Raw genomic sequence first — 12,552 nt, 5'->3', positions numbered from 1 at the left:
CTTATGCCCCCTTGCCGCCAGCAAAATTTCTCGTATGTACTTTATCTTTTTTCTTGCCGCTGAGCACCCGCATCCCGCGTTCCCGGAGCTTACTCTCAATGCTTGCAATCTTTCGCGCCCTGCGTTCTTTTTTGCCAATTATCTTCATACTTTTCCTGCTTTCTTCAAGGCAAGATATTCCGGGAGCTTTTCCTTGGCCTTAATAAATTTTGCCCTAAGTTCGTCATTATCCGTATGGTCGATAAAATAATCTATCGCCCCCTCCAGTTCGTCTGCGCTAAACTCATTAGCTGGTGTCAGCATATCCATCTCTGTCTTGACCAGCTCATACTGAATCTTATCTGGATATCTCGAATCGAACACAATCTTCACTGCCTCTGTAAGCATAGCTATCTCCTTTGCTTCCTAAACCGACAAATTACCCCACCACAAAATCTACTCTGTGATTTCCTTAGCCAATCGAACCTTTTCTTGAGCCAAGCGCATCTCTTGCATAATCGGCCTTGTCATGGTCTCAATATCGCGGAATGTTGCTACCTTCCGTACCGTATCGCTATAGACCGGCGGAGGTATAGCTGCCCGCTCCTTAAAACGATGGTCTTTGTAGTAGAGCAATTTTTCCCCATAGATGGGGTTATGCCTTGCACACATGACAATCTCCCGCTCAAAAGGAATTCTGGCAATTTCCTCCGGCATCTTAAGCCTTCTGCCAATTCCCGATTTTGATGTGCTGCCCTTGAAAAGTCCGCCTCCACCATCGTTCTTATTCTCACTAATGATGGTTTCATTGCCCAAGGCCTCTGAAATGTTTTTGGCCGTTACACCGCCGTCCTGATTGGGCGTAAAAATAACTTGGGTATGGCAGTTGCCCATTATCGCCTGGTCTTTGGTATAACTTTTGTACAGCTGGGTTATGGTCTGGGTAACGATACACATCTTAATCCCGTAGCTGGCACATACCGCCATTGCCGTCTCTATGGTTTCAAACCGGCCAAATTGCGCAAATTCGTCCAGCATCATAAGCAGTCGCTGCCTTTTCACACCTGCAGTATGCTCATCCTTCATATCCCGAATAAGTCTGTTGAGCATCATATTTATCAACAGCCGCACCAATGGTGTCAGCCGTTCCAAGTCATTAGGCGGGATTACCAGAAAGAAAGATACTGCCTGGGCAGGATTGAGCAAATCTTCGACCAGAAAATCCGAGGTACTGGTATTTTCCTGCACAATCGGGTCTTGATAAAGATTCAGGCAAGTTGCTGCCGTAGACTGGATACCGCTGATTTCGCCGCCGGCACTTTTAACCTTTGGAAGAAGGCTTTGGGCACATTCCAGAACCTTTGGATGTACCAAGAGCTTATACCACGGCTTGCCACCGTCCTTGAAATCAATCTTTTCCCCGCCAGTACTGTTATGGTTTTCTTCCGTGCCATCCACGCTGTCGCTAGTTTCTTCCCCGGCCAGCTTTTGCCTAAGAACATCTATCTGTTCCATTAGGTCAGCCTTTCTCAGAGCAAGCTGTTTCATCATACGCTCAGCCTTCTCGGCCATTGCCTTGCAATGCATGGCTTCTTTTATGAGTTTACCCGCCTCATTATCAGCAGCTATGGAATCAGCCTCAGCTATTTCTCCTCTGGCAAGCTTTTCCTGAAGCTCCAAGGCCCGCGCCTTTCCTTCATCGGCCTTTAAGTCAGCTTCTTCATAAGCCATATCGGCTTCTTCCTGCTGGGCGCTTATCTTCTCTTCCTCAGCCTCCAGTTGGGATAGGCTATCCTCCAGCTGGGTAATCTTCTTTTCCAGACGTTCCTCCCTTGCTCCCTTGAATGGATATTTTTTCAATTCAGATTTCAGCTCATCTACGGAAGTCAGCCGTATCTCCCGACCGGCAAGTTCAGAAAGTGCCGTATTGTAACTGGAAAAATCCGTGATATAGTTTTCCCCATAGCAGATTTGAAACACATTGGGACTTCTGAAGAATTCCTCCACCGTAATATGGGCATAAGACCCCATGGATGCCAGTAGTTCTGTGAGGTTTGATACCGAGGACAGGATATTGGTCAGATTCGGCAGCGGCCTTTTTTCCCTCTTAAACCAGTATAAGTGATGGATTATCGCTGCCTTAAGCAGGGCTTTGCCTGCCTGTGGCCAGTAATCCCCATCCTTATTTTCACCTTTTGGGTTGACGAGAATACCGCTTATGGTATCCACGTCACTTCCCTCATAAGGTGTTTCCATGCGGATTTCGGACAGGGGATTCCATCTGGCAGAACTGCCATCATTATTAAGCGGCTCAAACTTGATGCATTTCTGTCCCATGTACTTTTTCCGATACCCGGCACTTTTTATCCAGTTCTCTCCCTTAACATCCGTGACAAAAATTGAATGTGTCCAGGTGAGGCAGGTAGGAATAATTACGCATACACCTTTTCCGCTGCGCGTGGGAGCAAGCAGCAATATATGTGCCGAACTGTCATCCCGCATCAGCTTATGGGTATAGGGATTGATGCCTAAGATTACGCCAGTATTTCCTGTAAGGTCTGCTTTTTCAATATCCTTGGCACTGGCCCACTGGGCCGATCCGTGGGTTATCAGCCTTCTGGCATTTTTTATATAAACACAGCTCATTAAGCCCCCGGCCAGCATGAAGCCATAGAACCATCGGTCTCCTCGCAGGATAATATCCGGTATGAGCGAACCAATTCTGCTATAGCTCCAGAGCCAGTAGTTCCAGAATCCATAGATATGGTAATCCCCAAGCATCAGACAGCGCCCTAAAGAACTATCATAACCACAATCATTGGCGATGCTTATTGTTGCTGCTTCCATGCCCAGCAGGGCAAATACAGCCATCAGGATAAATACCACCTTGACTTTATGTCTTCTGGCATCTACATCAATATCATTTACCGCTGTACTCAATCTTTACCCTCCCATCACACAGCTTTATTTCTTAGTAAAAAAGGGGTGCCTTACGCACCCCGACACTCATATGGCAGCTTTATTCATCAGTATGGATTAAATTGGATTGGCATAGTTACATAGACCATAAACTCTCGTCCGGCTTCCACTGTAATCGTAATGCCAGAATTATTTATCCCCTTTTGAATAAGCGCCGACGCCGTATTCATAAGGTTGCTCATAGCCCCTTGTGCAGCCAGCTGGCCTGCAGTATACGTATTTGCTGTCGTAGATGTATTACCGCTGGCAATAGCTCCTAATGCTGCCACTGCTGAAGTAAAAAATCCGCTTCTTAAGAGACTGCCACTATGATTATTCACCCTTCCGGGTATGCCCCCATAACCGGCTAAATCTGCAGCTATCATAGAGCCGCCCAGCATATAGCTTCCTCCAGATGGCAGTATGAGCGTCTGCCATGTAACAGCTACACGGTTCTGTCCTTCTTTTGCCCCCTGGGCAATACTTCCAACCAGCCTGCTTCCCGCAGGAATCAGGCGTCTGGTGCCTGTTAAGGAGTCATATACATCACTTTCAATTTGCGCCATCACCTGACCACCAACATCGGTATTGATTCCAGTAAGCAACACTGCCGGAATTACCGTACCCGCCTGCAAGCTATCAGGCGTTGGCTCCGTATATGCAGTTACGGCCCGGTTATCCGCAGCCATTTGTTTAAGATTGCTATTATTACCTGCAGTATCGCTCACTGATGTGCCCGTTGGCCGTTCAACGGAGCTATTCCCTTTTCCATAGGTGCCATCTGCAAAAGCAATCGCAGCACCATACTCATCCTTATCCTTTACCTGTTTAGGCGCAGGCTGCACTGCTGTAGCCTGCACAGGACTTGCTGGTGGCAAAACAGGGTACGGATTGCTGTAACTTCTCTGGGGAATCACTGGGTATTTAGCCGAATAACTTTGGTTGTTATCCGCGTTCCGGCTTCCGCCTGCCGGATCTCCATTGCCATGCGAATTATTCTGTGCCGTATTGTTATTGCCTTTGCCGCCATCCATAGGCGGAGCCGCATTAGGACTCATGCCATTTGGATTTTTCACTTTGTTGTTCATCTGCTGCAGCTGCCGGTCGCTGTTTACCATATTCTTGGCATCCGCAGCCTGTTCCGACTGGTTTTGCTTTTTCTCTTTTGGCGCATCATCACCCATACTGGCATAGGAAAAGCCGATGAACGCACATACGAGAAAGAGTACAATCCCATATATAACCTTTTTTCTTATGCCGTAAGCCTTCTCGTTTACCCCCTCAGTCATGGAAGGGTTGTTAAGGTCAGACTTCCCTTCTCTGGCTTTTATGGCTGTCATCTTTTTAGACAGGCCATCCTTCAAATCCTGAAACGAACTCAAATCACCACCCCCAGATTATTTCCCGGATTTCGTAATTCTTATCTTTTCGCCATCCATCCGTAGCTCTGCTTCGCTAAAGGTACGCTCCACCACCAAAGTATTGGCTTTGATATGGTAATTGACCAGCATCGCTTCCTTATGCCCTTTTTCTTTTACAAAGAGCACCGGCAGCTTCTTAAAGCTTTTGCTGAAACGAATAAATGTCTTGCGGCCATCATCAAAAACATGCTCCGGCTTCCATGCTGCATTTCCCCGGATACGATAATCAAAGGACAAGTTCTCCGGCGACTGCACTACGCCGCTGACCGTCCTATCAAAAGCCTTTTGGCTGGCGATACTCTTCATGATATTCTCGCTGCCATATGACCATTTGATAATCGGGTTATACCAGTCTCCTTCACTGCACAGCACTTGATAGGTATGGTGTGTTGTGTTGATTATGATATTGGTCATAGCTCCCTTGGCTATGGGCTTCAGATAAATATGCGGCGTACCCTCCACGGTCGAGGCATCCAGCATCCATTTGCCTGTATCCCCGCCGCCGACATAGGTAATCTGCTCACCTTCCTTCAGCACAATGTCTGTCAGATAGTTCAGCTTGCAATAGATTTTATAGAGCTGGCTGGGGCTGTAGCTGAACACCATGGTGGAATCCCCCTGAGCATTGATAGCATCCTGGGTATATCCAAGATTTTCGTTATAGCCAGGTTCCACCAAATAGTTGCTGGTAGCAGGATAGCCATGAGACAGGCTGTCGCCACGCTCAATAGCCTTTTGCCGTGAGCTCAGTTCATCTACCTCAGAGAGTAGTTCCAAATGTTCCCGAGCCTTTTCTTCAAGTTCAGCCTCCAGTTCCTGAACCCGCTCCCTTAGTTGTCGTTCCTTATGACTCTCATGCAGCTCCTGTTTTGTGGCTCCTGTAGCCTGTTCCTGACTGGTGCTGGACTCATTTGCAGCATCTTGTGCTGAAGCTCCCACCGGAAGCATTAACACGCCCAGCGTTCCCCATACTAATACGTTTTTCTTCCAGTTATGACGATTCATCATTTATCCCCTGCCTTGTCTTTTACGTCTTTTGCCACGTTTTCTTCTGACCAGCTGAAATCCTTCACATAGATGCCCAATGGATTTTCCATCAATGATTTCTTATCCTTGCCCTGAATTATTGTGACGGTAAATATGCCAGTCATCTTTACGGTCTTTTGGGTACCTGTCGTCAAATCCCATATCTCTTCTGTCCAGTTGGCCTGATAAGAATCACTGCCCGAATTCACTGGCAGGATAGAATTGATGGTGACTTTAATTCGTTTCTTGCCAAAGTCACCGGCCTTATCCTGCTTTTCCATTTCAGCAGACATGGCAGCCGCCGCATCCTTAGTCATATAGCCATAGGCCTCATACCAGCTTTGCTTATAGACCTCCCCATCCACAGGAAGGCTTCTTGTGTCTTGAATGAACTTGCCCAGGAAATACTCAATTTCCAGCTTCTCCGGCGTATAGTCCATTTCCGATATAGCTCCGGCCTTCCTTATAGCACCAGTTGTGCTGTCCACTTCAATGATATAGGGTTCCACTGTACTTTGCGTAGCCTGATAGACATTGCCAATGGTGGCAATCACCAAAGCCCCCATAAGCCCCATGCACATAATCCGCAAATTATGATTCTGTCTCAGGGCGTTACCGTTCATATCATCCCAGACTTTTCGACCATACTCGCAGGGATTTTGCGGCTCTTCCTTGTTAAATTCCTGCGACCCTAGAAATAGTTTACTCACATCCAATCCCTATTCCCCCTGACTGTTCTTAATTTCAATACCCTCGCCCCCGATGAAAGCTATTTTTGAGCTGTAATGATTCTTCTCTGGTTCACTATGCTTGGGTGAGGCATTCTGTTCCGGCCTATTATTTACTGTGTTATGTCTTGTTGGAATCTGCGGTATGGTTGGATATACCCTTGCCATAGCCATCTGCCGCTTCTCTGGGATATTTATGATTTTCCTTTTCTCCTCCGCTCCGGCGACCGTTTTCCCCTGTACACTTTTCTCCGAAGCAAAGGGGCTGTAGTCTGCAAGTTCCACCACTTGAGCAGGATTGTTTTGCCAAAGCGGTTTTGCCTCTGCTACAGAAAAATCATCTTCATTGCATGAAGAACTTTGCCCACCACACAGCAAAATACCAGCTAAAAGGCCAACTCCTGTACCGGATAATATACCGGTTATCCATTTATTCCTTGGGCTCACTTGTACCATCCTCTCCTCCCGACTTTAATATATTTATTAATAATGCCTCAAAGTCCCACTGTGTTTTCAGATTGAGGCGTGCCAAGTCTTCTAGCCTCTTCATCCTACGGATAGCCACGATGAGGACAGCGACCATCACGACATTAACCAGCAGCCAAAAGGCCAGGCCACAGAACAACCACATACGCATCACCCTTTTGTATAAATCTTTACCTGCAGCTTCGTCTCCAGATTTTCATCTGTGCCTTGCATATCCAGCATACGAAGGCTCAGCAAAGCATCCTTTGTCTGCATATTCTCCAGATACATTGCTGTCCTCTTCCAGCTCCCTTTGAGGTGAATTTCGTATATGCTGGCCGTATCATCCTGATACAACGTTTTCTCACCGGCTTTAACTACAAGGCCAAAGTCTTTTCCTTTTTGGATGATATCTCCTAAAACCATTGGCACCTGTTCTGACTGTACAGCACGGCAAGATAAATCGTTAACTTTAGCTGCAAGCTTGCTGTAAGTCTCCATCTCTATTGCCATCTTATTATTTTTTTCTATTGTCGCCCGATAGTCCATAACTTGGACTACAAAAACAATTCCCAGCAAAATCACTACCAGCAAAGCACCTTTAAGTAGCCTATTTCTCCGGCCATCACCGAATTTCATCGTATGCAGCCACCAATCACAATATCTCATCACCACACAAATCCCTCCGGCATAGGCACTGTTATGCGAACACCATTCACCAAATCTTCTACACGCATGGCTGCAAAATTTGGTGTTCGCCGAAGACTGCTTAAATAGCTTTCCAACATATTGCGTTCAGCTGCATCTACTTCCATAACAATCCAATCGCCGTTATGGAAATTTCCGATTGTAATATGCCGGCATTTTACCTGCTCTGGCATGATCATAAGCATAGAAGATAGTGCCTCCACAGGTTTTAAATCTTCCTGTCGCGCCAGCTCTACACGGTTCAGTTCTGTAATAACTGCGTCATGATTTATCATATAGCGTTGATAATCTTCCTCCAACTGCACATTTGAGATGCTATTATTCAACCACAGCATTCCGACTATCCCTATGATTTCCAGTAGGATTACCGCCCCAAGAGCCTTTGGTTTATGCTGAACTATATATTCTGCTAATGCCCTAATCTTCCCCAATCTCATACACCTTACTTCCATAATCGAATCAGCCAACCAGTCGGCAATATCATTACGGCTTTATATTCCACGCAGCTTAGTGGTACAGTCCCATAATATCTTCCATCAAAGGATTTTGGATTATCGCCTACCGGCAGAAAGCTATCCTTATCCACAACATGACCACCATGGCTCAAGCTAGGCATCTTACGACCTTTTCCATCCACAGAGCTTGCCTGACCACAATAAACTCCACCTACATAGAACTGCTGGCTTTGATTTACACCATATATTTCACCAGGTATTGCACCTACACGTTTTAGCAGTTTTGTATTCCGGGGAAGCCAGCCTCTTTCTTCTGCCAACGTCTGCATCTTTTCAGGCAATGTAAAAACCACCATATCTCCCTTTGTTATGTCATTTGGCGTAAGCAACAGGTACCAGCCTACAGGCACACTTGCCGTGCTGTTATATACCAAATACTGTGGCAGTCTCCCCTCCATGCTAATAAGCCCTATTAGCATGAACAGCCAACCAAAACAAATCCCCAGCACTACACGTTTTCTTTTAATACACACAAAAAAGCCTCCCCATCAATTATCCCTGTTGATGGAGAGGAAAAATAACACAAACATGCAATCGTTGTATGCCTCATGCCTTTATATGCCCCCAAAACTGTCGCATGAGCGATTTCTTCTGGTGCTGTATATTATGTTTTTAAAATTATCTTGGAATCGAATTGATTAATTAGAGGATTATTTATACCCCCATATTCTTAAATACTCCAGATGGGTCATCTTCCAATGAGTTAAGCAACTCTTGAACAGATGAAGCAGCAGCCTTTTTTTCAGACTGTTTCCGAATCTTTAGCAGCAGATGCCTTTTTTGACGGCTGGTTTCTTTGGGGATTTTAGCTTTCTCTTTTTCGTAGTACTGAATAAAATCTTGCATAACAGAAGGCAATTCTTCAAAAGGTATATGTTCTTGCAGTACACATAAACGATGTAGATATATGTAGCACAATGTGTATATGATGGAAATATAAAACATCGGCTGCAAATGGTATCCTTCAATCTCTTCATAATATGTTTTATGATGCGGCTGGATATTTTTCGTATTCTTATGATACAACAAAACCGTTCCATCTATTAATGACTGCTGGATAATCCAATTTTCAGGCTGATTGCTTATTTCTAATGAATCATTTTCCCATACACACTGAATTCCAGTCTCCTCACAAAACTGTTCTATGGCTTCTTTTTCAGTCTCATACATAGACTTTAATGATGGAAACTTCTCATTGTATTTAGGACGAAAAAGCATAAACTATCCCTCTTTATTCTTGTCGAATTTTATCGATTTTATATAACCTTTGCTTATTGAGACGATAATTATTGACAAAATATAAGTCATCTTCCCACTTTGAAACTGCTAACCCCATATTAGCTTTATTTCCTATATTATTAATGTAAAAATGAAGATATTCTGTTATTAAATCCAATATCCACGCCTCCTGTCGCAAAGTGCCAACATATGGTTCTCATTATATCAGAGAAGTATTTATAAACCAGTCTTGACTTTTACCATTCTATCTTGGCCTCATGTTCCTGCGCGGTCTGCGCCACTACTTTATCATAACCAGTCAATGCAGCAAACGGGCTGAACTGGGCAGCCCGCTTTGCCATCGGCATCCGTTGATGGCATTGTGGCTCCGGACGAGGAACATTTATGATGTCTCTATATTCTCGGATGTCTCTTGTTATCTTCACGCTCTATGACCTCCAATCTCGCTGTTCCTTGCTATTGTGCGAGCCTCTTTCCTAAGATTTGCCGCTTTTAAGATAGCATTCTTCCCAAACCTGCTTCTAATAGCCAGCATAGTGTGCTGCAAGGATTTCTCCCGCTTTTCCTCACGCATGTTGGCTTCTTCCTTTTTAGCCTCCGCCTCCACATCTGCAAAGAGATTGAACTCTACCACGGACTCCCTACGGTTCTCCAGACTGTCTTCATAGATAAGCCTGCCGACCGTTACCGTGACACGACGCACCAGCAACGCAGGATTTGTTATGCGGTCATACAAGGCCAGTGTTTCCCGCAGCAGCTTCTTGCTGGACGATGTATGCTTAGGCAGACTCACGGTTCCATGAGCCGCCTTGGGGACTTTTCTGCCATAGTGGTCTATATGTATCTCACCTGTATAGCCACGGGCAATGTTCTCTATGTCATAGCCGATATCCAGGACAACCTGATTCGTCACAAGCTTTTTGGCCACCAAATCCAATACGAGCTGGTCGGCCATTTCCCATACAATGAGGCGCCCCTGCTCATGCGTATATGGTTCGTGCAGAACCTGCCCGCTGCTCAGGCTAGTGCTCATGGGGCGGTATGATTTGACGGCCTCCATAGTACAAGGTTCGTAACCCCACGCATGGTCTATTAGCAGCTCAGCATTTATCCCGAAAGCCTTATAGAGCCTTTCTTCTCCCCTTTTACTCATTGACTCTCTTGCAACGTCACCCATCGAATACAGGCACATATTCTCAAGCCTTTTTGCGGTACCTGGCCCTACACGCCAGAAATCAGTGAGGGGTGTATGCGCCCAGAGTCGTTGCCGGTAGCTCATTTCATCCAGTTCGGCTATGCGCACCCCATCTTTATCCGGCGGCATATGTTTTGCCACAATGTCCATGGCAATTTTGGCTAGATACATATTGGTGCCAATCCCTGCCGTGGCCGTGATACCAGTTTCCTCAAGAACTTCCCGCACCATCTTCATGGCCAGTTCATGAGCTGACATTCTGTAAGTGCCGAGATATGGCCCCGCATGGATAAATACCTCATCAATAGAATACGGGTGTATATCTTCTTTTGCAATATACTGTAGATACACGCCATACACACGGGCACTGTATTTCATGTAGAGTGCCATCCTCGGCGGGGCCACGATGTAGCTAACGGCCAAATTAGGATTCTTTTCAAGCTCTATTGCATCGCAGGACTCTCCTGTCAGCTTCCTGCCGGGCGCAAAGTATCTACGGCCACTATTCACCATTTTTACCTTCTGCACCACTTCAAAGAGTCTTGCTCTCCCTGGCACACCGTACTTTTTGATAGCGGGAGTGGCTGCCAAGCATATTGTCTTTTCCGTCCGACTCTCATCCGCTACCACCAAATTTGTAGTCAGTGGGTCGAGGTTCCTTTCGACGCACTCAACGGACGCGTAAAACGATTTCAGGTCAATAGCTATCCAAATTGCTCTCTTCATAGCCTTTCACCCAATGTGTAATTTATTTACATATAGTGTAACACGAAACATTTCTTCTGGCAAGAATGTTTTTCTTTCCGCTTTCGCATCCCTGTGATTCATCTAATATAGAAAGAGCCGCCCCTACTGACAATTGTAGAGACCCCCATAAGTTAGACCAAGAAATCTAACTTATGGGGGTCTTTTTATGGCAAAATATAGTGCAGAATTTAAATGTAAAGTAGTCCAAGAGTATTTGAACGGGGATATAGGTTATACTGCCTTAACAAAAAAATATGAAATCCCTGCCAAAAGACTCATTCAAGAGTGGGTAGGGAAATATCGAGCAATGGGGAAAGATGGCCTTCAACGGTCAAGGAAAAAAGAAATCTATTCTTTCCAATTCAAGGTAAATGCTGTAGAGTTATATTTAAGTACAGAGATTTCTTACCAAGGATTGGCACTTCGACTTAATTTGAAATCTGCGGGCCTTTTAGCTAACTGGGTTCGACGCTATCGTGCTGTTGGTATAGAAGGTCTCAAACCGCAACGGAAAGGCAGGCGGCCAAAGATGCCAGATAAAGCCAGTATTACACCAGAATGCAATATGAATCAAGATGAGAAACTTAAGCAGTTAGAAGAAGAGAATCTCAAGCTACGTATTGAGGTGGCTTATTTAAAAGGACTGAGGAGATTGCGCCTGGAGCAAGAGGCGCAGAAGCGAAAGCAAGGATCGCCCACAGTCTCCGAGGATCATTCAAATTAAAAGACATCCTTGCAGTTATAAAACTCCCTAAAGCTACTTACATGTATTGGCAACAGCGATTCGACCGCCAAAATCCGGATGCTGAGTTAGAAGCAAAAATCAAAGCTATTCGGCAGAACAACAAGGACTTTGGTTATCGTCGAATCTGGGGTAAGCTCCGCAAAGAGGGCCTTTTAGTCAATCGCAAGAAGGTTCAGCGCCTTGTCCAGAAATTAGGGCTACAGGTAAAAGCTTTCTCCCACAAGAGCCGCAAGTACAGTTCCTACAAAGGTACTATTGGGCGTATTGCTCCCAATCGGCTGCGTCGCCGCTTCGATACATGTATTCCACATCAAAAAATCACAACAGATACCACTGAATTTAAGTATTATGAAATGGACACCAACGGGAATATTCTTACACGCAAGGCATATCTAGACCCGTTCCTTGACCTTTATAATCGTGAAATCATTAGCTTTAGTATCACCAAACGGCCATCGTCACAAGGCATTATGTCTGCTTTGGATAAGGCAATTTCCATTACCAGCGACTGCCCTTATCGTCGAACGTTCCATTCCGACCAGGGATGGGCTTACCAAATGGGCAGCTATGTAGGCCGATTAAAGGAAGAACGAATTTTTCAAAGTATGTCTCGCAAAGGCACCTGCCTGGATAATAGCGTGATGGAAAATTTCTTTGGCCTGCTAAAACAGGAAATCTATTATGGGCATACCTATCACAGCTTCGAAGAACTTGAACGAGCTATACGGCATTACATCACATATTACAATAAGCACAGAATCAAAGCTAAGCTGGGGTGGCTCAGCCCAGTAGATTACCGATTACATCATGCCGCAGCGTAAAAAAA

General features: G+C 45.3%; 15 protein-coding genes. 1 reads left to right on the top strand and 14 read right to left on the bottom strand.

What is annotated here, in order from left to right; translation table 11 throughout:
* Position 1: 1 nt before the first annotated feature.
* The 14 genes from T320_RS14650 to T320_RS09195 all read right to left on the bottom strand — a co-directional run bounded on the left by T320_RS14650 (position 2) and on the right by T320_RS09195 (position 10,960).
* Entirely contained in the window at positions 2–148 is a 147-nt protein-coding gene (locus T320_RS14650) for a hypothetical protein (protein WP_156032796.1), read from the bottom strand.
* On the bottom strand, positions 145–387 hold the full coding sequence (locus tag T320_RS09255) for a hypothetical protein (protein ID WP_037355174.1): 243 nt from the start codon (positions 385–387) through the stop codon (positions 145–147). The genes T320_RS14650 and T320_RS09255 overlap by 4 nt, the downstream gene beginning before the upstream one ends.
* Before the next feature lie 48 nt (positions 388–435).
* Positions 436–2,919 (bottom strand): type IV secretory system conjugative DNA transfer family protein, encoded by a 2,484-nt coding sequence (locus T320_RS14035; protein ID WP_051608697.1) that lies wholly within the window; start codon positions 2,917–2,919, stop codon positions 436–438.
* Between the two features lie 86 nt (positions 2,920–3,005).
* A complete protein-coding gene (locus T320_RS14030; protein WP_051608696.1) occupies positions 3,006–4,319 on the bottom strand; it encodes a TraB/TrbI/VirB10 family type IV secretion system protein in 1,314 nt (437 codons plus the stop codon).
* A gap of 15 nt (positions 4,320–4,334) precedes the next feature.
* Positions 4,335–5,366: a TrbG/VirB9 family P-type conjugative transfer protein gene (locus tag T320_RS14025; protein ID WP_081824810.1), complete on the bottom strand. Its 1,032-nt coding sequence runs from the start codon at positions 5,364–5,366 to the stop codon at positions 4,335–4,337.
* A complete protein-coding gene (gene trbF, locus T320_RS09235) occupies positions 5,363–6,094 on the bottom strand; it encodes a conjugal transfer protein TrbF (RefSeq protein WP_197019403.1) in 732 nt (243 codons plus the stop codon). Before trbF ends, T320_RS14025 begins: the two co-directional genes overlap by 4 nt.
* Positions 6,095–6,103: 9 nt before the next feature.
* Positions 6,104–6,568, bottom strand: a complete 465-nt coding sequence (locus tag T320_RS09230; protein ID WP_037355168.1) for a hypothetical protein — start codon at positions 6,566–6,568, stop codon at positions 6,104–6,106.
* 180 nt (positions 6,569–6,748) lie between these two features.
* The gene (locus tag T320_RS09220; protein WP_156032794.1) at positions 6,749–7,216 is read right to left on the bottom strand and encodes a hypothetical protein; all 468 of its coding nucleotides are present in this window, start codon (positions 7,214–7,216) and stop codon (positions 6,749–6,751) included.
* A 29-nt stretch (positions 7,217–7,245) separates the two neighbouring features.
* Entirely contained in the window at positions 7,246–7,722 is a 477-nt protein-coding gene (locus tag T320_RS09215) for a hypothetical protein (protein WP_037355162.1), read from the bottom strand.
* 5 nt (positions 7,723–7,727) lie between these two features.
* Positions 7,728–8,273, bottom strand: a complete 546-nt coding sequence (locus T320_RS09210; protein ID WP_037355159.1) for a S26 family signal peptidase — start codon at positions 8,271–8,273, stop codon at positions 7,728–7,730.
* A 181-nt stretch (positions 8,274–8,454) separates the two neighbouring features.
* Entirely contained in the window at positions 8,455–9,018 is a 564-nt protein-coding gene (locus T320_RS09205; RefSeq protein WP_037355156.1) for a hypothetical protein, read from the bottom strand.
* Positions 9,019–9,031: 13 nt separating this feature from the next.
* Positions 9,032–9,196: a hypothetical protein gene (locus tag T320_RS14645; protein WP_156032792.1), complete on the bottom strand. Its 165-nt coding sequence runs from the start codon at positions 9,194–9,196 to the stop codon at positions 9,032–9,034.
* 79 nt (positions 9,197–9,275) lie between these two features.
* Complete coding sequence (locus T320_RS09200; RefSeq protein ID WP_037355153.1) at positions 9,276–9,464, bottom strand: hypothetical protein; 189 nt, start codon at positions 9,462–9,464, stop codon at positions 9,276–9,278.
* Complete coding sequence (locus T320_RS09195) at positions 9,461–10,960, bottom strand: Y-family DNA polymerase (protein ID WP_037355151.1); 1,500 nt, start codon at positions 10,958–10,960, stop codon at positions 9,461–9,463. Before T320_RS09195 ends, T320_RS09200 begins: the two co-directional genes overlap by 4 nt.
* A 187-nt stretch (positions 10,961–11,147) precedes the next feature.
* Between T320_RS09195 and T320_RS14390 the strand changes: the two genes are divergently transcribed.
* Positions 11,148–12,547 (top strand): IS3 family transposase gene (locus tag T320_RS14390; RefSeq protein ID WP_156032790.1). Its coding sequence is split into 2 segments (ribosomal slippage): positions 11,148–11,616 and positions 11,616–12,547, totalling 1,401 coding nucleotides; the frame shifts between segments, so codons are not numbered across the junction.
* The last annotated feature ends 5 nt before the right edge of the window (positions 12,548–12,552 follow it).

The sequence above is a fragment of the Selenomonas sp. FC4001 genome, assembly GCF_000701565.1.
In the GTDB taxonomy this organism is placed as follows: Bacteria; Bacillota; Negativicutes; order Selenomonadales; family Selenomonadaceae; genus Selenomonas_A; species Selenomonas_A ruminantium_B.
This window is presented reverse-complemented; position numbering and strand designations above follow the sequence as displayed.

Coding starts and splice junctions, on each gene's coding strand:
- T320_RS14650 (WP_156032796.1), bottom strand. CDS start 148: ATGAAGATAATTGGCAAAAAAGAACGCAGGGCGCGAAAGATTGCAAGC.
- T320_RS09255 (WP_037355174.1), bottom strand. CDS start 387: ATGCTTACAGAGGCAGTGAAGATTGTGTTCGATTCGAGATATCCAGAT.
- T320_RS14025 (WP_081824810.1), bottom strand. CDS start 5,366: ATGATGAATCGTCATAACTGGAAGAAAAACGTATTAGTATGGGGAACG.
- T320_RS09230 (WP_037355168.1), bottom strand. CDS start 6,568: ATGGTACAAGTGAGCCCAAGGAATAAATGGATAACCGGTATATTATCC.
- T320_RS09220 (WP_156032794.1), bottom strand. CDS start 7,216: ATGAAATTCGGTGATGGCCGGAGAAATAGGCTACTTAAAGGTGCTTTG.
- T320_RS09215 (WP_037355162.1), bottom strand. CDS start 7,722: ATGAGATTGGGGAAGATTAGGGCATTAGCAGAATATATAGTTCAGCAT.
- T320_RS09205 (WP_037355156.1), bottom strand. CDS start 9,018: ATGCTTTTTCGTCCTAAATACAATGAGAAGTTTCCATCATTAAAGTCT.
- T320_RS09195 (WP_037355151.1), bottom strand. CDS start 10,960: ATGAAGAGAGCAATTTGGATAGCTATTGACCTGAAATCGTTTTACGCG.